At 65.8% G+C, this 22,150-nt stretch carries 20 protein-coding genes; 14 read left to right on the top strand and 6 right to left on the bottom strand.

From position 1 onward, the window contains the following. The first annotated feature begins 27 nt into the window (after positions 1–27). The 5 genes from U4Y88_RS31625 to U4Y88_RS31605 are packed head-to-tail and all read left to right on the top strand — an operon-like array spanning position 28 to position 5,382. Complete coding sequence (locus U4Y88_RS31625; RefSeq protein WP_321788718.1) at positions 28–951, top strand: pilus assembly protein; 924 nt, start codon at positions 28–30, stop codon at positions 949–951. A gap of 41 nt (positions 952–992) precedes the next feature. After that, positions 993–1,412, top strand: coding sequence for a DUF3613 domain-containing protein (locus U4Y88_RS31620; protein WP_321788716.1), 420 nt, complete (start codon positions 993–995; stop codon positions 1,410–1,412). Between the two features lies 1 nt (position 1,413). Continuing rightward, positions 1,414–3,195, top strand: a complete 1,782-nt coding sequence (locus tag U4Y88_RS31615; RefSeq protein ID WP_321788714.1) for a TadG family pilus assembly protein — start codon at positions 1,414–1,416, stop codon at positions 3,193–3,195. Between the two features lie 9 nt (positions 3,196–3,204). Further along, positions 3,205–4,596, top strand: a complete 1,392-nt coding sequence (locus U4Y88_RS31610) for a sigma-54 dependent transcriptional regulator (protein ID WP_310630100.1) — start codon at positions 3,205–3,207, stop codon at positions 4,594–4,596. Between the two features lie 54 nt (positions 4,597–4,650). Further along, on the top strand, positions 4,651–5,382 hold the full coding sequence (locus U4Y88_RS31605) for a DUF2968 domain-containing protein (RefSeq protein WP_224006867.1): 732 nt from the start codon (positions 4,651–4,653) through the stop codon (positions 5,380–5,382). Positions 5,383–5,494: 112 nt separating this feature from the next. On the opposite strand, the gene U4Y88_RS31600 is transcribed toward U4Y88_RS31605, so the two are convergent. After that, positions 5,495–5,668, bottom strand: a complete 174-nt coding sequence (locus U4Y88_RS31600) for a hypothetical protein (protein WP_321788712.1) — start codon at positions 5,666–5,668, stop codon at positions 5,495–5,497. 222 nt (positions 5,669–5,890) lie between these two features. Next, positions 5,891–6,370, bottom strand: coding sequence for an RNA chaperone Hfq (hfq, locus tag U4Y88_RS31595; RefSeq protein ID WP_224006873.1), 480 nt, complete (start codon positions 6,368–6,370; stop codon positions 5,891–5,893). A 616-nt stretch (positions 6,371–6,986) separates the two neighbouring features. Between hfq and U4Y88_RS31590 the strand changes: the two genes are divergently transcribed. The 5 genes from U4Y88_RS31590 to U4Y88_RS31570 all read left to right on the top strand — a co-directional run bounded on the left by U4Y88_RS31590 (position 6,987) and on the right by U4Y88_RS31570 (position 10,656). After that, complete coding sequence (locus U4Y88_RS31590) at positions 6,987–7,145, top strand: hypothetical protein (RefSeq protein ID WP_224006876.1); 159 nt, start codon at positions 6,987–6,989, stop codon at positions 7,143–7,145. A gap of 10 nt (positions 7,146–7,155) precedes the next feature. After that, positions 7,156–7,707, top strand: a complete 552-nt coding sequence (locus U4Y88_RS31585; RefSeq protein ID WP_310632605.1) for a sigma-70 family RNA polymerase sigma factor — start codon at positions 7,156–7,158, stop codon at positions 7,705–7,707. Further along, on the top strand, positions 7,704–8,624 hold the full coding sequence (locus U4Y88_RS31580; RefSeq protein WP_321788710.1) for an anti-sigma factor: 921 nt from the start codon (positions 7,704–7,706) through the stop codon (positions 8,622–8,624). Before U4Y88_RS31585 ends, U4Y88_RS31580 begins: the two co-directional genes overlap by 4 nt. Positions 8,625–8,747: 123 nt before the next feature. Further along, positions 8,748–10,304 carry an FAD-binding oxidoreductase gene (locus tag U4Y88_RS31575; protein ID WP_321788740.1) on the top strand — a complete coding sequence of 519 codons (1,557 nt, stop codon included), beginning with the start codon at positions 8,748–8,750 and terminating at the stop codon, positions 10,302–10,304. Between the two features lie 16 nt (positions 10,305–10,320). Further along, positions 10,321–10,656: a twin-arginine translocation signal domain-containing protein gene (locus U4Y88_RS31570; protein WP_321788708.1), complete on the top strand. Its 336-nt coding sequence runs from the start codon at positions 10,321–10,323 to the stop codon at positions 10,654–10,656. 17 nt (positions 10,657–10,673) lie between these two features. Here U4Y88_RS31570 and U4Y88_RS31565 read toward each other — a convergent pair whose 3' ends face one another. The 3 genes from U4Y88_RS31565 to U4Y88_RS31555 form a co-directional block, all read right to left on the bottom strand. Then, entirely contained in the window at positions 10,674–12,443 is a 1,770-nt protein-coding gene (locus U4Y88_RS31565) for an AMP-binding protein (protein WP_321788706.1), read from the bottom strand. A gap of 206 nt (positions 12,444–12,649) precedes the next feature. Next, entirely contained in the window at positions 12,650–13,867 is a 1,218-nt protein-coding gene (locus U4Y88_RS31560) for an MFS transporter (protein WP_224006886.1), read from the bottom strand. Between the two features lie 334 nt (positions 13,868–14,201). Next, a complete protein-coding gene (locus U4Y88_RS31555) occupies positions 14,202–15,611 on the bottom strand; it encodes a hypothetical protein (protein WP_321788704.1) in 1,410 nt (469 codons plus the stop codon). Between the two features lie 335 nt (positions 15,612–15,946). Between U4Y88_RS31555 and U4Y88_RS31550 the strand changes: the two genes are divergently transcribed. Together U4Y88_RS31550 and U4Y88_RS31545 are read left to right on the top strand one after the other, a co-directional pair. Further along, on the top strand, positions 15,947–16,720 hold the full coding sequence (locus U4Y88_RS31550; RefSeq protein ID WP_074984291.1) for an SDR family oxidoreductase: 774 nt from the start codon (positions 15,947–15,949) through the stop codon (positions 16,718–16,720). A 111-nt stretch (positions 16,721–16,831) separates the two neighbouring features. Further along, positions 16,832–18,559, top strand: a complete 1,728-nt coding sequence (locus tag U4Y88_RS31545) for a long-chain fatty acid--CoA ligase (protein WP_321788702.1) — start codon at positions 16,832–16,834, stop codon at positions 18,557–18,559. Between the two features lie 137 nt (positions 18,560–18,696). On the opposite strand, the gene U4Y88_RS31540 is transcribed toward U4Y88_RS31545, so the two are convergent. After that, positions 18,697–19,080 (bottom strand): hypothetical protein, encoded by a 384-nt coding sequence (locus U4Y88_RS31540; protein ID WP_321788700.1) that lies wholly within the window; start codon positions 19,078–19,080, stop codon positions 18,697–18,699. A gap of 233 nt (positions 19,081–19,313) precedes the next feature. On the opposite strand from U4Y88_RS31540, the gene U4Y88_RS31535 reads away from it, so the two are divergent. Beyond that, positions 19,314–20,033, top strand: coding sequence for a GntR family transcriptional regulator (locus U4Y88_RS31535; RefSeq protein ID WP_224006900.1), 720 nt, complete (start codon positions 19,314–19,316; stop codon positions 20,031–20,033). Between the two features lie 339 nt (positions 20,034–20,372). Then, on the top strand, positions 20,373–22,121 hold the full coding sequence (gene oxc, locus U4Y88_RS31530) for an oxalyl-CoA decarboxylase (RefSeq protein ID WP_224006903.1): 1,749 nt from the start codon (positions 20,373–20,375) through the stop codon (positions 22,119–22,121). Positions 22,122–22,150: the final 29 nt, after the last annotated feature.

Here is a 22,150-nt window from a genome sequence, read left to right as displayed (position 1 = left end):
TGCGCCATGAAACCAGGCAGAACGAACATGAAGACTTCGATCGTGATACGCGCGGCGAATGTGGCGGTGAATATGGCTGCGCTCGCGCTGCTGGCGGCGTGCTCGTCGCCGCAAGGCTATGGCGTGGGGCCGCAGGCGCAGGCCGAGATGCAGATGCGCGCCGCGACCGCGCAGGAAAGCTCGCCCGACACGCCCGGCATGTATCTCGGGCTGATTTCGCGGATGCAGTCCGAAGGTCTGTATTACGCGTCGCTCGCGCATATCGACGCCTACGAGCGACAGTACGGCGCGAGCCCGAATTCGATCGTGCTGCGCGCCGACGCCTTGCGCGCGACCGGCCAGGCGACGGCGAGCGCATCGGCCTATACGCAGTTGCTCGATACGCCGTTCGCGGCGCGCGGCCATCGCGGGCTCGGCTTGCTCGCGGGCGCGTCGGGCGACTTCCGGCGCGCGGCCCAGGAACTCGACGAAGCGTCGATGCTCGCGCCGACCGATCCGGCGACGCTCTCCGATCTCGGCTACGCACTGCTGCGCGAGGGCGACGTGAACGGTGCGCGCGTGCCGCTGCTCAAGGCATTCGAACTCGATGCGCACAATCCGAAGATCGCCGCGAACGTGGCGTTGCTGCTGAGCGCGAGCGGCGCCGATAGCGACGCGCAGGCGCTGATGAACACGCAAGGTCTGCCCGCCGAGGCGCGCGCGGCTATCGCGCGCGACGCGCAGAAAGTGAAGGACGCGAGCCGCGCGCGCGACCTCGCCGAGCAGCGCGAATCGCTGGCCGTGACGGCGCACAGGCTCGCGCAGACCGCGGCCGTGCCGCAACCGCGCACGCTTGTCAGCAACCAGGGCAGCGCGGGCAGCGCGGGCAGCGCGGGCAGTGTGGCCAGCGCGGGCGGAAGCTGGCCCGGCAACGATGCGCAGTCGCGGCTCGTGCAGCGCCTCGCGCAATAGTGGGCATTCATGCGGCGCGATATCCATCCGGGGAGACAACAATGAGAACGAACGCCTACACCGTGGCCTTGACGCGCCGTCGCGCGCCGACGCTGGCCGAGATGCTCAAGCGCTTCGGCTGGCGCCTGGCCGTTGCGCTCGCGCTGACGTCGCTTGCCGTGCCGCATCGCGCGCATGCGCAGGAGGAAGTCCAGGCCGCGCAGGAAGCGGGCGCCACTGCGCCGATGAACAGCGAAATCGGCCACGCTACCGAGTCGTGGCTCGCGCTCCAGCGTAGCAACAGCGCCGCCGCGCCCGCGCAGCCGATGCTCGGCGCGGAGGCCGGTTACGCCTACAAGCGCTACCTCAAGTCGTTCGATACCGAGATTCCGGCGACCTTCGGCTCGTCGGTGAAATCGGGCGGCGTGACGAGCGGCGGCGAGGTGGGACAGGGCGGCGGCGCGTCGGGCGGCGCGTACTGAGATGAAACGGCGCATCGGTGAGCGGCATGCGCGCCCTCGCGCGGGCGCGCGGCGGCAACGCGGCTCGATCGCGATCATCGCGGCTTTCGCGGTGATTTTCGCGGTCGCCGCGCTCGGCGTGATCGACATCGCCAACGTCTATTTCCAGAAGCGCGCGTTGCAGAACGTCGCCGATTTCGCGGCGCTCGCCGCCGCGCAGCAGATGGACGACACGTGCAGCCAGCCGCAAGCCGTCGCGACCGCGAACGCGAGCAGCAACGGCTTCACGGCGCAAGGCTCGTCGAGCACGCTGTCGGTCGTCTGCGGGCGCTGGGACCAGACCGGTCAGCAGGCTAACGGCTCGGCATCCATGAGCTTCACGCCGAACGGCAGGACGCCGTACAACGGCGTCGCGGTGACGGTCACGCAGACCGTGCCGATCTTCTTCCTCGGCATGGTGTCGCGCCAGATCACCGCGACCGCGACGGCGCAGTCGACCATCGTCGGCTCGTTCGCGCTGGCGACGACGCTCGCGCAGGTCAATCTGCTCAACGGGCTGCTCGGTTCGCTGCTCGGCGGCGCGGCCGTCAACCTGAGCGTCGCGTCGTGGAACGGCATCGCCAACGCGAACGTCAAGCTCGCCGATATCGCGGCGGCCGCCAACGTCGGCACGGTCAAGGGCCTGCTCGACGCCCAGGCGAGCGTCGCGAGTCTCGCGAACGTGCTCGCGACCGCCGTGCAGCAGGATGGCGCGCTGACCGCCGATGTGAGCGCGGCCGTCGGCGGCCTCACCGCGTTCGCGAGCGCCGCCGCCACCTCCGCCACGAAGATCGCGATCGCCAGCAATTCCGGCGGCACTGCGCTGCTGTCGCTCGGGCTCGCGGACGCGCAGTCGGCCGCCAACGTCTCGGTCAACGCGCTGCAAATGCTGATCGTGGCCGCCGAAATCGCGCAGCAGGGCAAGCCGCCGGTCGAGGTGCAACTGAATCTGAACAGCCTGCCCGTGGTCAGCTCGGTGCTGCCGGCGACGGCTTCGCTGAAGGTCAACGTGCTGTCGCCGCCGTCGATCGCCGTCGGTCAGGCCGGTCCCAATCCGGGCAATCCGCCGCCGCCGTGGCGCACCCAGGCGCACAACGCGCAGGTGACGGTGGCGCTCAATCTCGGCTTCGGCAACCAGTCCATCGCGGGCCTCGTCAGCGGGATCACGGTGAATCTGCCGCTCTACGTGGAGGTCGCGCCGGCCACCGCCGGGCTCGCGTCCGCGCAATGCTCGACCACGAAGGCGGCGAGCCGCTTCGTCGTGGAAACGCAAACGGGCATCGCGAATCTGTGCGTGGGCAATGCGCCCACGACCGCCGCGCAGCTTCAGTCCGGCTCGTGCAGCGGGCAGCCCGCCGCGCTGATCGACGTCGCCAGTCTGATCACCGTGAAAGCGGGGCTGTCGGTCGGGCTCAACTCGCCGCAAGTCTGGGATCTGACCTTCGACGGCACCGGCAAGCCGTTGTCGAGCACGACGCCCAACACGAACCAGTTGGGCGGCTCGGTGGGCAACGCGCTGAGCAGTCTGTCGACGCAGTTGATGAACCCGAACAATCTGTCCGTGAGCCTCGTGGGCTTGAACCTCGGCCTCGGCGTCGTGGTCGGGCTGGTCACGAGCCTGCTCGCCGCGCTGCTCAATCCGCTGCTGAACGCGCTCGACACGGCGCTCATCGGGCCCTTGCTCCAGCTTCTCGGCGTGCAGGTCGGCGTGGCCAACGTCACCGGCTATCCGCTCACCTGCGGCGTCGCCACACTCGTCCAATAAGAAACCACGATGAGAACCACCACCCCGATCGAGGAACTCGATCTGTATGTCTGGGAAGGCAAAGCCGATATCGTCGAGCGCGTCGCGCGCTGCATGGCGAGTCTCGACGTCGAAGTGATCCGCGCCGACGACACGGCGATCTCGGCGCAGCGCATCGCCGCGCGCCCGTCGATCGCCGTGGTCAGCGTGAGCGTGATCGACACCGGCGCGCTGATGCTGCGCGACTGGCAAGCCACGCACGGCCTGCCGGTGATCTGGGTCGGCGCCGCGCCGCGCGACAACGATCCGGCCATGTATCCGAATGAGTATTCGCACGTGCTGCCGCTCGACTTCACCTGCGCCGAGCTGCGCGGTCTGATCTCGAAGCTGATGATCCAGATGCGCGCGCACTCCGCGCAGACGGCGGGCGCCGACGTGCTCGTCGCCGAATCGGAGACCATGCGCGCGCTGCTCAAGGAAGTCGACACCTTCGCCGATTGCGACACCACCGTGCTCGTGCATGGCGAAACCGGCGTGGGCAAGGAGCGCATCGCCGAGCTGCTGCACCGCAAGCACGGCCGCTACGGCGCGGGGCCGTTCGTCGCCGTGAACTGCGGCGCGATTCCCGACGGCCTGTTCGAGTCGCTGTTCTTCGGCCACGCGAAGGGTTCGTTCACGGGCGCGGCAGTCGCGCACAAGGGCTACTTCGAGCAGGCCGACGGCGGCACGCTGTTCCTCGACGAAATCGGCGACTTGCCGCTCTATCAGCAGGTCAAGCTGCTGCGCGTGCTCGAAGACGGCTCGGTCACGCGCATCGGCTCGGCCACGCCGCTGAAGGTGGATTTCCGGCTCGTCGCGGCGACCAACCGGCAGTTGCCGCAACTCGTCAAGGACGGCACGTTTCGCGCCGATCTTTACTATCGGCTTGCAGTGATCGAATTGATCGTGCCGTCGCTCGAAGATCGCGGCGCCGTCGACAAGATCGCGCTGTTCAAGGCCTTCGTCTCGACGGTGGTGGGCGAGGAGCGGCTCGAAACGCTGCCCGAACTGCCGTACTGGCTGGCCGATTCGGTGGCCGCGATGCGCTTCGCGGGCAACGTGCGCGAGCTGCGCAACCTGGCCGAACGGGTCGGCGTGACGGTGCGTCAGATGGGCGCATGGGACGCCTCGCGGCTGCGCCGTCTGCTGGCGGGCTCAGGCGGCGCGCAGCCGACGGCCATTGTGGAGCCGGCCGCGCCGGTCGTCGATCGCAGCAAGTGGGACATGGCCGAACGCGGCCGGCTGCTGGTGGCGCTCGACGCCAACGGCTGGCGCCGCAAGGACACGGCGCAGTACCTCGGCATCAGCCGCAAAGTGTTGTGGGAAAAGATTCGTAAGTACCAAATTTTCGACGAGGAGCCCGCAACCGGTGAAAGTGAGTAATAATTGTGCCGATTTGTAAAACCTAAAAATAGAACTGTTCAAAACAGGTACTTCATGGACTACAAGTGGAGAGTTCGGCAGGTTGCATTTGCCACTCTGATGTTGATCGGGGGTTTCGAAACCGGTTGCGCCCAGACGATGCCGCAGACCGCGGCAGCGCCGGTCGCTGCGTCGCAGGACGATTCGGCCATGGCCGTGCAGGCGCAGCCCGCTGCGGCCGCCCAGCCGTTGCCGGCCAGCCAGCCTGTCGCGCTGACGCCGGATGAGGCCCAGCAGAACGCAGCCGGTAATGTGGCGGAACTGCAGCGGATGATTCGCGGCTCCGAGCTGAACGAATTGCGCACGACCTACAACGGCACGTATGGCGCCAGCTTGCTGTTCTACGGCAAGGAAATGACGTACTACGTGGCGCTGTTCCAGAACAAGACGTTCTGGCGCGTGATCAAGACGAGCGACGAGCAGCGCGCGGAAGCGATCTATCGCGATTTCGCGGCGAAGACGATCCAGCTGTCGGACGTCGAACTGCGCCGCACGCGTCTCGAAGCGCAGAAGGCCTTCACGGCGCGCATGATCGCGCTGGCGCAGGACCACGCGAACCGTCTGCAGGCCGACCTCACGGTCGCGCGCCAGCAGCAGGCGATCGTTGCGGACCAGCAGAAGCAGACGCGCGACCAGGCCAATGTGTTGCAGGCCGAGAAGTCGCAGGCGCAGGATCAACTGCGTCAGATGCAGCGTCAGGTTCGCGAACTGCAGCGTCAGGTGGAAGGCGGTTTGCCGGTGCATTGATGCACACGCCCAGAGCGCTTGCTCAGCGGGCGCTTCGGCAAACGTGAATCCGCGAAGGGATCAAAGGCGGGCGCCTCGGGCGCACCGCCTTTTTGTCGTTGGCGCGTCAGTGTCAGTGCTTGCCGTGATGGCGCGGGCTGTCGTGCTTTTTGGCCTTGTCGGCGGGCTCGGGCTTCTCGCGCGGCGGGTCGATGGAAATCGGGTCGCTGGCGGGGAAGGTTTCCTCGAGCGCTTCGTCGAGCGGATCGGGCTGGGCGGGTGGGGAAGGCGGCTTGGTGGCGGGCATGGCGTACTCCGGGGCGAGGAGAGTCGCTGTCAGAATAACGCAAAGGGCAAAACCCTGAACGCAGGTGAGTTTTTGCCGTTTTCACGCCGCTTCCGGTGCCAATTCGCGTGCCAGCGCGCTTGCCAACGTCGTGCCCCGATGCCGATGCGCCGCCCAAAAAGCAAAACGCGCGCAGGAAATGCGCGCGTTTTTGCGGGTACGTCTGTGTGGCCTGGCGGCGGCTTAGCTGTTGCCTTCGCCGCCGTTGCCGCCGTTGTTCACCGCGCCATAGAGGCGACGACGACGCGTGACGACGACCGGGCCGTCCGAACCGCCGCTGGCCGGGCGATCCGACGGTGCCGAGGGCGCCGACCACGATTCGCGGGGCTCGCGCGGTTCACGGGGTTCGCGCGGCTCGCGGGATTCACGCGGGCCATGGCCGCCGTGACTACCGTGCGGACCGCGGCTCGTGTGCTCGCCGTGCGAGGGGCGCGGCGTGCGCGGACCCGGACGCGTGCCGGTGTCGAGCTGGATGGTGGAGATGGCGCGTTTGTAGATGCCTTGCAGGCCAACGGGCGTGCGCAGCATCACCAGGTACTGATCGAACGACTCGATGCATCCGGTCAGGCGGATGCCGTTGACCAGATAGATTTCGACGCGCTTGCGCTCTTTGCGCGCGGCGTTCATGAAGTCGTTTTGCGGGTGCGATTCTGCGGAAGGCATGGACGAATTTTAGCCAGGCGGCTCAGTGCCGCAATTCATTGGAAACGTTTGCTTGCCGGGGATTCTACCCTGTGTCGGCGAAGCGCGCGTGCGGTTACCTACTTTACTGCAGAACTATACCGGGTCGCGGCCGGAGCCGCCGTTTGCCGGTGCTGCCGATAGCGGGGTCAGGCTGTCTGCGCGAGCAAGCCGTGCACGATACACGAGCGGCTTGCCCGGACTGTGACAGTACGACGCGTTCATGGTTCATACGTTCAACAGCGTAGTGCATCGCGAGCAGGGCCGCGCGACCGATTTGGCCGATTTCTCCGCAACGATAGCCGTAAAGGCAGTCGTAAGGCCAGCCGCACCAAAATTCCTGTAAAAAATCACAACAAAAATCTCAGTGAAAAGCGGCGAAAAAAGAGCCGGAAAAGGGACAAAAAAGGGACAAAAATGCGGCAAAAAAACGCAACCCAGCGCCGCGCAGACATCGCCTTCGATTCTGGTGCCGGTTCATTTTCAGGCGCGCCTCGCCCGAGAACCGTGCGGCGACGCACGTGGCGGGAATAAGCCGCCGCGCCGCGACGTTTACCGCGTATTGCAGCCTCATTGGCTGTTTCAGCAGGAGACGATCATGAAGCCGACCCTGAAGCACTTTCGCCAGTTCCTTGTCTGTTTCGTCTGCGTGACGATAGCCGCGGTCTCGGGCGCGGGACTCGCCGCGTGCAGCGACATGAACGCCGGCGGCGCGTCGAGTAGCTCGGGCAGCGGCGGATCGTCGGGCGGCTACTGAGCGGCGCGCCGTGCTGCGCCGCCCGTCGGCGGAATTCGAAGCGCAGGTCGTGGCCCAGCTCGGGGCCATGCGCCGCTATGCGCGCGCGCTCACCGGCGACGCCGCCTGGGCCGACGATCTCGTCCAGGACGCCGCCGAGCGCGCGCTTTCGAAGGCCGCGTCGTTCCGGCCCGACAGCAATTTGCGTGCGTGGCTGCTGACGATCCTGCGGCATATTTATATCGACCAGTTGCGCGGCCGCCGCGAGATCGCCGTCGACGACGAAAGCGCGCCGTGGCGCACGCTCGAAGCGCCGCACGGCGAAGTGGACGGCCTCGTGCTGCGCGATCTGCAACGCGCGCTCTACGCGCTGCCGGCGGCGCAGCGCGAAGTGCTGCTGCTCGTCTGCGTCGAGGAACTGAGCTATCAAGAGGCGGCGGCCGTGCTCGGCGTGCCGGCGGGCACGGTGATGTCGCGCCTGTCGCGAGCGCGCGAGCAACTGCGCGCGCTGCTCGATGCCGATCCGGCGCGTGATTCCGCGCGGCGCACCGCGCCGCTGCGGGTCGTGGGGACGATGCGATGAACGACGACGATCTCGAACGCGAGCGCGCCGGCGCACAATCCGACGCACACAACTCGACGCGCAACGAAGCGCATGTCGACACGCATGGCGAAGCCGGTCTCGCGGATCACGACCTCGCGGCGCTGGGCGCGTTCGTCGACGGCGAACTCGCGCCCGATGCGCAAGCGGCGCTGCTCGAACGGCTCGCCGACGATCCGGCGGCGGCACGGCGCATCGCGGCGTATCGCGCGCAGAAGGCCGCGCTGCAATCGCTCTGCAATCGCGCGTCCGGCACCGCCGATGCCACCGATGTCGCTGGCACTGCTGCCGCGCCGCCTTACCTCGTCTTGCGGCGACGCGATCCGTGGTGGCAGCGTGCCGGTCTCGCGGCGGCGTGGGCCGTCGTCGGCGCGGGGCTGGCGACGGCGGCGGCGACGTTCGTGCCGTCGTGGCTCGGCCACGGCGACGGCCGTGCGAGCGCGCTGTTCGCGAGCGAGTCGGAAGGTTTTGCGCGGCGCGCCGATGTCGCTTACGCCGTCTATTCGCCCGAAGTGCGCCATCCGGTCGAGGTCGGCGCCGCCGACGAGGCGCATCTCGTCGCGTGGCTCTCGAAACGCCTCGGCAAGCCGTTGCATATTCCCTCGCTCGGCGAGTACGGCTATACGCTCGTCGGCGGGCGGCTGCTGCCGGGCGCGGCGGGACCGGCGGCGCAGATCATGTACCAGAACGACTTCGGCGAACGGTTGACGCTCTACGTGAGCGTCTCGGGCCGCGACCGCGACGCGGTCCATCTGCTGCGCGACGGCAGCCGCCGCACGTTCTACTGGAGCACCGACAGCATGGGCTACGCGCTCTCCGGCCCGGCCAGCGAAGGGCGCTTGCGCACGATCGCCTACGACGTGTGCGGCGCGCTCGGCGGCACCGCGGCGCAATGGTGATGCGCCATGACGCGCGGCGCGCCCGTCGATGCGAAGCGAGCAGAAGCCGCGAGCGCGACCGATGCCGGAACGGAAGCCGAAAAGGAAGCCGAAAAGAAAACTGAAGCGCCGCGGCCGCCCGGCATGAGCGCCGCGCAACTGGCGCGCGCGCTCGCGGCGTTCGAGACGATCGTCGGGATACCTAATGTTTGTCGCGGCGGCGCGGCGCTCACGGCGTATCGTGATCCGTTCGCGCCGCTGTCGAATGACACCCAGTTCGCGCCGTGCGCCGCGTTGCTGCCCGCGAACGTCGACGAAATCCGCGCGATCCTGCGCGTCGCCAACGCGGCGCGCGTGCCGCTCTGGACAGTGTCCACGGGCCGCAATTTCGCCTATGGCGGCGCGGCGCCGCGCCTGGCCGGCTCGGTCGTGCTCGACTTGCAGCGGCTGAACCGCATCCTCGACGTGGACGAACGCCTCGCATGGGCACTCGTCGAGCCCGGCGTGAGCTACTTCGATCTGCATGCGCATCTGCGCGAACGCGGCCTCGCGCTGTGGGTCGATCCGCCCGCGTCGGGTTGGGGCAGCGTGATCGGCAACACGCTCGAACGCGGTTTCGGCTACACCGCGTATGGCGATCACGCGGCGTCGCAATGCGGCATGGAAGTCGTGCTCGCGAACGGCGACGTCGTGCGCACGGGCATGGGCGCGCTCGACATCGGCACCGCGTGGACGCTCTACAAACCTGGTTACGGGCCGTCGTTCGACGCGTTGTTCACGCAATCGAATTACGGCATCGTCACGAAGATGGGGCTCTGGCTGATGCCCGCGCCGAGCGCGTATGTGATCGGCGAAATCCAGTTCGCGCGCGAGGACGATCTGGGCGCGATCGTCGATACGCTGCGCGGCCTGCAACTGAGCGGCACGATTACGCAGCACGCCGTGATCGAAGGCGCGATCCGCCGCGCGGCCGGTCTCGCGCCCCGCGCGCGCTGGTACGACGGCGAGGGCGCGATGCCCGAGGCCGCCGTCACGCGCCTGCAGCGCGAGCTCGATATCGGACGCTGGAATCTGCATTACGCGCTTTACGGCGAGGCCGACGTGATCGAGTTGCAACGGCGCACGGTCGAGCGCGCGTTCGCGGCGGTGCCCGGCGCGCGCTGTGCCGCGCGTCGCTACGCGGGCAACGAGGAACCGCAAGGCGGTGGCGATCGCAACATGGCGGGCATCCCGTCGATGAGCGCGTTTCGTATGCTCGACTGGCTCGGCGGCGAGGGCGCGCACGTGGACTTCTCGCCGCTGTGTCCCGCCGACGGTCGCGACGCGCTGCGCCAGTACGCGCTCGTGAAGGCGCGCGCGGCGGAATACGGCTTCGATTATTACGGCGGCTTCACGGCGGCGGGGCGGCATTTGCATCACGTGTTCGCGGCGATCTTTCCGCGTGCGCCGCATCCGCTGGCGGCGCGCGCGGGCGACCTGCTGCGCGCGTTGATGAGCGATGCGCGCGCGGCGGGCTATGGCGTGTATCGCTCGCATCTGCTCTACATGGATTACGCGGCCGCGCAGTACAGCTTCAACGACGGTGCGCTGCTGCGCCTCGCCGAAACCGTGAAGGACGCGCTCGATCCGCAGGGCGTGCTGTCGCCGGGCAAGCAGGGCGTCTGGCCGGCGGCGTGGCGCGGGCAGCGCGGCTATACCTGACGAAGCGGGAGGGGCGATGTCGATGAATCGGCGCGAGTTTCTCGGTGTCTCGTGCGCGGCCTGCTGCGCGATGGGGTGGCGCGGATCGCAGGCGGCGTGGCAACGAAGCGCGCGAATTGCCGTGTTCGATGCGTCGCTCGCGGAAGGCGAGGTGCTGGCGCGTCATGCCGCGCACACGCATATGACGCCGTTCGCGGTCGACGACGATATCGGCGCGCTATGGCACGCGCGCATTGCGGCACGCGTCGGCGAGGGCGCGGTCGTGCTGTGCGCGCTGCGCGCATCGGATCGCTTCGTGTTCGAGCGGCTGGCGCTGTCGCGACGGTGCGTGGTGATGAACGTATCGCTCTAAAAAAGTGATACGTAACCCTAAGTAGTTTTAGATGCGCCTTCCTTCTCCAGCTTCGCGATCTCGGCCGCGCGCAATTCGCGGCGCAATATCTTGCCGATCGTGCTTTGCGGCAGCTCGTCGCGAAACTCCACCATTCTCGGCACCTTGTAGCCGGTCAGCTGCTGGCGGCAATACTGGATCAGCGCGTCCGCGGTGAGCGTGGCGTCGCGCCGGACCACGAACACCTTCACGCGCTCGCCCTGCACGGGATCGGGCACGCCGATCGCCGCCACCTCGCGCACGCCCGGATGCGTCGCGATCACGTCTTCGATTTCGTTCGGATAGACGTTGAAGCCCGAGACCAGAATCATGTCCTTCTTGCGGTCGATCAGGCGGATATAGCCGCGCGCGTCCATCACGCCGATATCGCCGGTCGTGAGCCAGCCGTCGCTCACGAATACCTTGGCCGTTTCGTCGGGACGGTTCCAGTAGCCGCGCATCACCTGCGGGCCTTTTACGCACAGCTCGCCCGGTTCGCCGATGCTCGCCCACGTGCCGTCGTCGCGGAGCAGACGCACCTGCGTGGACGGCGCGGGCAGCCCGATCGATCCTTCGAAATCCTGAAGATGCGTGAGATCGACGGGATTGAGCGTCACGATCGGCGAGCACTCGGTGAGGCCGTAGCCTTCGACGATCGGCTTGCCGGTCACGGCGCGAAAACGGTCGGCGATGGCCTTTTGCGTCGCCATGCCGCCCGCCATCGCGAGCTTGAGGCCGGAGAAGTCGCGCGCGCGGAATTCCGCGTTGTCGAGAAAGGCGTTGTAGAGCGTGTTGACCGCGCTCATGCAGCTGAACTGTTCGTGACGGATGGTTTTCATCACGCGTTTCATGTCGCGCGGATTCGCGATCAGGATGTTGCGTCCGCCGAGCAGCATGAAAATCAGCGCGTTCACCGTGAGCGAATAGATGTGATAGAGCGGCAGCGGCGTCAGCACGGTTTCGGCTTCGGCGTTCAGTTGATCGGCGATCCAGGCCTTCGCTTGCAGCACGTTCGCGAGAATCGATGCGTGCGTGAGCATCGCGCCTTTCGCCACGCCGGTCGTGCCGCCCGTGTATTGCAGGAAGGCGAGATCGTCGCGTTCGGCGGCGACCGGCGCGCGCGGCGCACGTGCGCCCTGCTCGAGCGCGTCGAGCAGCCAGACGGCGCGCGGCAGCGAGTAGGGCGGCACGACTTTCTTCACGTGACGCAGCATGAAGTTGATGAAGCGGCCCTTGAGATTGAGCCCTTCGCCGAGCAGGTCGCCGAGTTGCGTGAGCACCACGCGCTCGACGCGCGTGCCGGGCAGCGCTTCCGCGAGCGTCTTCGCGAAGCTCTCGAAGACCACGATGGTTTGCGTGCCGCTGTCGTTGAGCTGATGCTCGAGTTCGCGCGCCGTATAGAGCGGATTCACGTTGACGACGATCGCGCCCGCCTTGAGCGCGCCGAACAGCGCCACCGGATATTGCAGCGTGTTCGGCAGCATGATCGCGACGCGCTCGCCGGGCAGCACGCCTGCGCCTTGCAGCCACGAAGCGAACGCGGTGGCCTTGCGCGCGAGCGCGCCGTAGGTCATCGGCGAACCTGCGCTCACGTAGGCGACGCGCTCTCGATAGCGCGTGGTGCAGTCGTCGAAAAACTGCACGAGCGAGGTGTAGCGCGTGACGTCGACTTCATGCGGCACGCCGGCGGGATACGAGGCGTACCAGATGCCGTCGGTGTTGGGGTGATCGATCGGCGTGGTGCTCATATTCGTCATGCTATGCGTCATGCGTGGACTCCGGGCGAGACGTGGCGCTCTCATGATGCGCCGCGCGGCGCGCGAGCGGCACGCGTAGTTTCCCCTGTCGTTTCCCCATTTTTTCGGCGACTTTGCTGAAAAAGAAAAAGCCGTGCGGGCGGCAACCCGGCACGGCTCGTTCGTGTGTCGCGCGGCGCAGCGCCGCCGCGCGTTCACAAGGCGAAGGTTCGCTAACCTCAGGTGGTGGTCACCTGCTTCGCGGTCTGCGTCATGTCGATACCGCGGCGTTCGCGGCTGAACAGGATCAGCACGGAAATCACGATGGCCACGGTGCCCGCGACGATCGCCATCGCCATGCCGTAGTTCTGGTCGTGCGTTTCGGCGAGCGACGCTTGCAGCGTGGCGTTGACCGACGCGAACAGATTGCCGAGCTGATAGACGAGACCGGGGAAGGTCGCGCGCACTTCATCCGGCGAGATTTCGTTCAGATGCACCGGGATCACGCCCCACGCGCCTTGCACCGAAATCTGCATCAGGAAGGCGCCGAGCGCGAGCATCACCGGCGTGGCCGAAAACGCCCACAGCGGCAGCACCGGCAGCGCGATCAGCGCGGCGATGCAGATGGCCTTGCGGCGGCCGATTTTCTCCGAGATCGAGCCGAAGAACAGACCGCCCACGATCGCGCCGATGTTCAGCACGATGGTGATCAGCGAGACCGTATGCGGATCGAAGTGATGCTGTTCGCGCAGGAAGGTCGGATACAGATCCTGGGTGCCGTGCGAGAAGAAGTTGAACGCCGTCATCAGCACGATCGCGTAGATCGAGAGGCCGAGATTGTGCTTGAGCGTGGAGAGCAGCGTCGGACGCACGCGCTTTTCCATTTCCTTCCAGGCCGGCGACTCGGGCACGTGCGAGCGCACGTAGAGCACGAGCAGCGCGGGCAGCACGCCGACGAAGAACATGCCGCGCCAGCCGATATGCTGATACAGCACGCCGAACACCACCGAGGCGAGCAGATAACCGCTCGGATAGCCGGCCTGCAGCAGACCGGAAACAAAGCCGCGCGCCTTGGGCGGAATGGTTTCCATCGTCAGCGCGGAGCCCACGCCCCATTCGCCGCCCATCGCCACGCCGAACAGCGCGCGCAGCACGATAAAGGTGGTGAGATTCGGCGAGAAGCCGGTGAGCAATTCGAGCAGCGAATAACACGCGATGTTGACCATCAGCGTGGGGCGGCGTCCATATTTGTCGGCGAGCCGGCCGAAGATGAGCGCGCCGAGCGGGCGCATGGCCAGCGTGAGCGTAATGGCAAATGCGACAGCCGGGATTTTGGTATTGAATTCGGTAGCGATATCTTTCAGAACGAAAACCATCAGAAAGAAATCGAATGCGTCGAGCGTCCACCCCAAATACGCTGCGATCGTTACGTTTTTCTGTTCTCGCGTCCAGCTCATTTCATTGTTCTCCTGTCTTACCCGCGCCATGCCGCGTCTCCCGGGCATGGCTCATGTGGCTGTTCGCCCCGCGCTGTGAGCTTCGTACGAGTGTACGCCCGGCATTAAACATTTGCATGAATGTCCGGCGCAACCCGTACTAATCCCTGGGGTTAATCGGGAGTTCTGAAAGCTTTTCGTCTTAATAGTAATTTAAATGTAATTACATTGAAGCCGTAATTGAATGTTGAATGGATGGAGTGTGCGAGGGTATTGCGCAATTGACCGCCGGATTAATGGCGGTATGCAGCGGTCGATGATCGGGAGTGCAGATCGATTCGGGCGTCGATGCGGATCAGCGCGACGCGAGCCAGTCGATCGTGGCCTCGATCACGTTCGACCAGTCGCCCATCGTCTCTTGACGCAGCACGTGCGCGTCGCGCATCCACGGCGAGCGCGTGCCGTCCTTGCCCCAGCGCCACTCGCCGGTCGGATTGACGAGCACGGCGGTCGGTTTGCCCGTCATCGTCGCGAGATTGGCCACGCCGGCGTCCACGCTCACCACGGCGTCGAGCTGCTCGATGCAGGCCGTGGTGTCCGCGAACGTGTTGATGGCGGGCGCGAAGTGGCTGAAGTGGCCGCGCGGCGAGCCGCTCACCATTTCCACGCTCGGATGCAGCAGGCTCACGAACTGGACGTGGCCGGCGAGCGCCGCGCTGGTCGTGAGCCGTTCGAGCGCGTCGAGCGGCAGGCTGCGCAGGCGCGCCCAGTTGCGCTCCTTGCTGCGCAGTGCGCGCGAGTGGCGTTGCGCGCAGTCCCAGAACACGCCGACGAGCTTTTTGCCCGGATGCTGCGTACGCATCGCGCGTGCCCAGGTCGCGGCGGTTTCGCGCTCGGCCTCGGGCGCGCGCAGATACGCGGGGAAATACGGATCGGGACGCGGTGCATCGTGCGCGCAGAGCATCGGCAGATGCAGCAGCGTGGCCTGCATCGTCGGCGCGAACGCGTGAACCTCGGGCAGCAGCGCCGCATCGAGCGGCGCCTCGGCCGTCAGCGGGCGGTGCGCGGACACCACGCGGCAATCGGGCAGCGAGGCGGCGAGCACACCGCGAATCGGCGCATCGCAGGTCACCATGAGTTCCGCGCCGGCGGCGCGCCAGTGGCGCAGCGCGCCGTACAGCATGAACTGATCGCCGAAGCCCATCTGATGCGTCACCAGCACACGCTCGCCGCGCAGATCGCGCTGGCCGTTCCACATCGGCACGTCGGCGTGGCGCGTGTTGCCGCTGTCGCCGCGATTGCGGTAGAGCCAGTGCGCGAAGCCGCGCGGGTCGCCGAGACTCAGCAGCGCTTCGGCCAGCCATTTGCGTGCGCGCAGTTTCTCGGGATTGTCGTCGGGCACCGGGCTTTGGACCGCGCGTTCGAGCACCGCGATCGCCTGATCGGTGGCGCCGCTCAGATAGAGGTCGCGGCCCAGGCGAGCCTCGTAGAAGAGGGGCGCCCAGTTCGTGCCCGCCGCGTCGATCCACGTTTGCGCGGCCTGCGCGTGCTCGCCCAGCAGACGCAGTGCGCGCGCCCGCGCATGGATGAAGCCCGCATGGCCGGGCGCGAGCGCGAGCCCTTTGTCCGCCCACGCGAGCATGTGCTCGTCGCGCTGCACGCCGATCAGCGCGTAGCAGATATGCAGCAGCGCGTCGGGATCGTGCGGCGCGCTGGCATGGGCGGCGAAAGCCGCGACGAGTCGGTGTTCGGGATCGGTGGTCATCTTGGGGCCGTCAGTCTCAGTCTTTATGAGAAAGAGCTTAGGGACGGGCGCCGCCGCCGCACATCGGATACGTCCTAATTTGCTGAGAGCGGGCGATTCAAGGCGCATGCGTCAGGCGGCCGTAACGTTGGCAAACCTGCGTGCATTGCGCGCTTCGCCGCACGGCGCGCACAATTTCGCCGATAATGAACGACCGTGCTTTTCCTGATTGCCGCCGTCAGATGCGGTGACTAGAATCGACTCGACTTCGCGTGTTCCGTCAGGCGGAACGCAGAGGAACCTTCAGTGCAATCCGGGCCGTCCGCGGTCCAGACAGACATCAAGGAGACACAAGCATGCAGGTCAGGGAATTGTTCGAACTGGGCGGTCAGGTGGCACTCATCACGGGCGGCTCGCGCGGCCTCGGCCTGCAGATGGCCGAAGCGCTGGGCGAAATGGGCTGCCGCGTCGTGATCACGGCGCGCAAGGCCGACGAGCTCGCCGAAGCGCAGCGCCATCTCCAGGCGCGCGGCATCGAAGCGATGACGATCGTCAGCGACCTGCAGCGCCCCGAGGCGGCCACGAAGCTCGTCGACGAAACGCTCGCGGCCTGCGGCCAGATCGACATCCTCGTGAACAACGCGGGCGCGACCTGGGGCGCGCCGGCCGAGGACTATCCGGACGAGGCCTGGCACAAGGTCATGAACCTGAACGTGAACGCGCCGTTCTTCCTCGCGCGCGAAGTGGGCAAGCGCAGCATGATTGCCCGCAAGCGCGGCAAGATCATCAACATCGCTTCGATCGCCGGGCTCAAGGGCTCGCTCGGCCCGATGCAGACCATCGCCTACAACACCTCGAAAGCGGCGGCGATCAATTTCACGCGCGCGCTGGCCGCCGAGTGGGGCAAGTACGGCATCAACGTGAACGCGATCTGCCCGGGCTTTTTCCCGACCAAAATGGCGGCGGGCCTGCTCGACAAGCTCGGCCAGAGCGTGATCGACCATACGCCGCTACAGCGTCTGGGCGACGAAAGCGATCTCAAGGGCGCCGTGGTGTTTCTCGCGAGCGCCGCGTCGCGCCATGTCACCGGCCAGTATCTGGCGATCGACGGCGGCGCAAGCATCGTCTGATCAGCATCGTAGTCCGAACTACATTCACGGACGGTCCGCGGCTCGCCGCGGCCGATTGCAAGACGCGCGCGCCGCGCTCGACGGCGCGCGCTCCAGGAGACGGAACCCGCCATGTCCACATCCGCCATCGCAGCTTCGCAGGATCCCGCAGCATCGCCCGCCACGCGCAGTTCATCGCTCACTTCGCCCCACTGGCCCGCGCATCTCTCGCCGCATCTGAGCATTCCCGGCACGAACCTGTTCTATAACGCCGAGGTGTCGGCCGCACGCTTTCCCGACAAACCGTTCATCTACTTCTACGACACGCCCGTCACGTTCGCGCAGTTCAAGGACGAAGCTGAGCGCGTGGCCGGTTATCTGCAACAGCATTGCGGCGTGAAGGCGGGCGACCGCGTGCTGCTCTATGTGCAGAACAGCCCGCAATGGGTGCTCGCGTACTACGGCATTCTGCGCGCGAACGCGGTGGTGGTGCCGGTCAATCCGATGAATCTGACCGAGGAACTCGAGCACTACGTCGAGGACAGCGGCGCGACGACAGCCTTCGTCGCGCAGGAACTGTATCCGCGCATCGCGCCGCTGGCGGGCGAGGGTGAAGGCAAGCTGCAACACCTGATTGTCGCGACGTATAGCGATTATCTGAAGAACACGCCTTCGTCGCCGCCGCCTGAATTCGTGAGCGCGCCGCGCCAGGTGGAAGGGCCGGGCGTCGTGCATTGGGCCGACGTGCTCGCCGCGCAGTGCGCGCCCGGACCGCTCACCGCCGGTCCCGACGATCTCTGCGTGATGCCGTACACCTCGGGCACGACCGGCAAGCCGAAAGGCTGCATGCACACGCATCGTTCGGTGATGTGCACGGCGGTGGGCGGCTGCAACTGGTTCGGCAGCAATCAGGACGCGGTGCAGCTTTCCGTGCTGCCGTTCTTTCACGTGACCGGCATGCAGGGCGGCATGAACAGTCCGCTCTACAACGGCTCGACCATCGTGATCCTGCCGCGCTGGGATCGCGACGCCGCCGCGCGCGCGATCGAGCATTACCGCATCAACGGCTGGCAGGCGATCTCGACGATGGTGGTCGATTTCATTTCGAATCCGCGGATCGGCGAATACGATCTGTCGAGTCTCGCGTGGATGCGCGGCGGCGGCGCGACCATGCCCGATGCCGTTGTGAAGAAGCTGCGCGATCTCACCGGTCTGGAGTTCGTCGAAGGCTATGGCATGTCGGAGACGATGGCGGCCACACACATCAATCCGCCGCAGAATCCGAAGCCGCAATGTCTGGGGATTCCGGTGTTCGACGTCGATGCGCGCATCGTCGATCCGATCACGCTCGAAGATGTGCCCGAAGGCGAAGCCGGCGAGCTGATCATGAGCGCGCCGCAAGTGATGCTCGGTTATTGGGGCAACGCGAAAGCGACGGCCGAAGCGTTCATCGAGCGCGACGGCAAGCGCTTTCTGCGCACCGGCGATCTCGTGCGGCGCGACGCGCAAGGCTATTACTTCATGACCGACCGCCTCAAGCGCATGATCAACGCGTCGGGCTACAAGGTCTGGCCGGCCGAAGTCGAAGCGCTGATGTACCGCCATCCGGCGATCAAGGAGGTGTGCATCATCGGCACGCAGGACGTGAAGCGCGGCGAAACCGTGAAGGCCGTGGTCGTGCTCGATCCGAAGCAGATCGGCAGCGTGAACGAGGACGACATCATCGCGTGGGCGCACGAAAACATGGCGGCGTACAAGGCGCCGCGCATCGTGCAGTTCGTCGACACGCTGCCGAAGTCGGGCAGCGGCAAGATCCTCTGGCGCAAGCTGCAGGAGGATGAGGCGGCGGCGCGCGCCTGACGCTCACGCGTCGTTCAACGCACCATCACGCTGTTCCGCCGCGATCGAGACGCGAATCGTCTGAATGCTTGCGCATTCGCGTCTCGATGTCGGTGCTGTCGCTGCTGCTGTCTTTGCTACACCCACTCCCGCGAGCGTCAGGCGCCTGCCAGCGCAGGCAAGCCGGGCTCGCTCCAATCCCATCCGTCACGCGTGACCGCCGCCACCGGCTGATTTGGCGCGGCGCGCTGCAGCGTCGTTTCCGTGCGCCATTCGCCGGGCGCCTGCGCATTCTTGCGGCCGAGAATCGCGTCGCACAGAAACTCGATGCTGTAAGCGTTCAACAGATGCGGATGATGCGTCTGGATATAGGTCGCGAGGCGCGCCGCTTCGCCTTCGATCGCCGCGAGCGCATAGAGCGTGGCGGCGTCCCAGCGGAACCGCAAGCCCAGTTCGGCGAACGCCGAATTGAATGCGCACAGTTGCGCGTGCAGAACGGACTCTTGTTCGGTGGCGTGCGGACGGGCGGGTGAGGGGCTCATGGCTGTCTCCTGGTTCGCGAAAGGCGTGAACTCAATGTAGGAGGGCCAATGAATAAACGATAGTTAAAGTTTTTTTCGATTTATATAAGGCATCGTCTATATATGCGATCGGGATGGCAGGCTTCGCGTAAACCCCGCGTAGTGCTGTTCGTGTCACTGATATATTGTATTGGAAATATGAAATCGATGAGTTGTACCGGCTTACTCATTAGAACGCTGGAGACAAACGACCGATGTCCACCGATACCCAAGACGAAGCCGCGGCGTCCTCGCTGACCCTGACGCTCGAACCGATTCACGCCGCGCTCTCTTTGCGCGACCAGGCTTACGCGAAGCTGAAGCAGGCGATTGCAGAAACCGATATCTACCGCTCGCGAGACGAAATTCGTCTGGATGAGAAGGAACTGACCGAAAAGCTGGGCGTGAGCCGCACGCCGGTGCGCGAGGCCATGACGCTGCTCGAACAGGAAGGGTTCCTGCGTACCGTGCCACGGCGCGGTGTCTACATCCTGCGCAAGACGCGCAAGGAAATCGTCGAGATGATCTATATGTGGGCCGCGCTCGAAAGTATCGCGGCGCGCCTCGCGACCCAGCGCGCGAGCGACGAGGAGATCGCGCGCCTGCGCAGCATGTTCGCCGACTTCGACGACGCGCGGCCCGCCGAGCACATCGAGGAATACTCGGAAGCGAACATCATGTTCCATCAGTCGCTGGTCGAACTCTCGAAGTCGCCGATCATCGTCGAGACCATCAAGAACATCTTCATGCATGTGCGTGCGATACGCCGGATGACGATCGCGCAGAGCGACCGCGCGTCGAGATCGATCGTGGATCACATGCGCATCATCGAGGCGCTGGAGGCGCGCGATACCGAGCGCGTCGAGCGGCTCGTGCGGCAGCATTCGATCGACCTCGCGTTGTTCGTCGAAGCGAACTGCGACTTTCTCGACTGAGCCCGCGCACTTTTTTACGCTGGATTTGAACGCCGCGTGAGCGGCGCGCAGGCATACGCGAATCGTCTGGATACGTGTTCGGGAAGGTGTCGGCTACGTGTCGGGATGCTGTTTAAGTAGTTGGGAATCCGAAATAAATTACGCGGTTTGCAGGAGTCGAGACCGGCGAAATTTGTGTGGCGCATCAAAGCGGAAGGGCGCAAGCCCGATGTCACAAGGTCCGCAAGCTGCATTGCACTGCAACACGCCGCCACCGCGTAAAAAAACGTCTTGACTAATATTGTGTGTGGAATATTGTATATCACGGATCACACAACGCCCCGCCAAAGAGGAGACGTCATGGCAGAAGCAGGCATCAACGACGCGCAGAACAGCCCTGCGCAAGAGGCGCAAGCGACGACGGACGGTTTTCATCTCGTCATCGATGCGCTCAAGCTCAACGATATCGACACGATCTTCGGTCTCGTCGGGATTCCCATCACGGACCTCGCGCGGCTCGCGCAGGCCGAAGGCATGCGTTTCATCGGGTTCCGCCACGAGCAGAACGCCGGCAACGCGGCCGCCGTCGCGGGCTATATGACGAAGAAGCCGGGCATCTGCCTGACGGTTTCCGCGCCTGGCTTCCTCAACGGCCTCACGGCGCTGGCCAACGCCACCACGAACTGCTTCCCGATGATTCTCATCAGCGGGTCGAGCGAGCGTGAGATCGTCGACCTGCAGCAGGGCGACTACGAGGAGATGGATCAGCTCAACGCGGCCAAGCCTTATGCCAAGGCGGCCTATCGCGTTCTGCACGCGGAAGACATCGGCGTCGGCGTGGCGCGCGCGATTCGCGCAGCGGTCTCGGGCCGTCCCGGCGGCGTCTATCTCGATCTGCCCGCCAAGCTGCTCGCGCAGACCATCGACGCCGTGAAGGCCCAGCAGTCGCTGATCAAGGTCGTGGATGCGGCGCCGCGCCAGATTCCGGCGCCCGACGCGGTCAAGCGCGCACTCGATGTCATCAGGAATGCGAAGCGTCCGCTGATCCTGCTCGGCAAGGGCGCGGCCTACGCGCAAGCCGACGCGCAGATCCGCGAGCTGGTCGAAAAGAGCGGCGTGCCGTATCTGCCGATGTCGATGGCCAAGGGCCTGCTGCCCGACACGCACGAGCAGTCGGCGTCGGCGGCGCGCTCGTTCGTGCTGGCGGAAGCGGATGCGGTCGTGCTGATCGGCGCGCGCCTGAACTGGCTGCTTGCGCACGGCAAGGGCAAGACGTGGGGCGCAGCCGCCGGTCCGAAGCAGTTCGTGCAGATCGACATCGCGCCGACCGAGATCGACAGCAACGTGGCGATCGAAGCGCCCGTGATCGGCGATATCGGTTCGTGCGTGGAAGCGCTGGTCGCCGGTATGGGCGCGGATTTTCCGAAGCCTTCGGCGGAATGGCTCAACGCGGTGGCGGAGCGCAAGAACACGAACCTCGCGAAGATGGCCGCGACGCTCGACAAGAATCCCACGCCGATGAACTTCCACAGCGCGCTGCGGGCGATTCGCGACGTGCTGAAGACGCGCCCCGATATCAACGTCGTGAACGAAGGCGCGAATACGCTCGACTACGCGCGCAGCATCATCGATATGTACCAGCCGCGCAAGCGCTTCGATTCGGGCACGTGGGGAATCATGGGCATCGGCATGGGTTTCGCGATCGGCGCGGCGGTCACGAGCGGTACGCAGGTCGTGGCGATCGAGGGTGACAGCGCATTCGGCTTCAGCGGCATGGAGCTGGAAACGATCTGCCGCTACGACCTGCCGGTCTGCACGATCGTGTTCAACAACAACGGCGTGTATCGCGGCACCGATGTGAATCCGACTGGCGGCGCCGATGTCGCGCCGACCGTGTTCGTGAAGGGCGCGCGCTACGACAAGATGATCGAGGCGTTCGGTGGCGTCGGCCACCAGGCGACCACGCCGGAGGAACTCACGAAGGCGCTGCTCGAGGCGATTGCGTCCGGCAAGCCCACGCTCATCAACGCCGTGATCGACGAATCGGCCGGCACCGAGAGCGGACGCCTCACGAATCTCAATCCGCAAAGCGCGGCGATGAAGAAATAAATCCAACCGTACAGGACAGTCGTTTCAGA

The sequence above is a fragment of the Paraburkholderia sp. J94 genome (assembly GCF_905220285.1).
GTDB classification, from domain to species: domain Bacteria; phylum Pseudomonadota; class Gammaproteobacteria; order Burkholderiales; family Burkholderiaceae; genus Paraburkholderia; species Paraburkholderia tropica_A.
The sequence above is the reverse complement of the archived record's forward strand: the minus strand, read 5'-3'. Positions and strand labels throughout refer to the sequence as shown.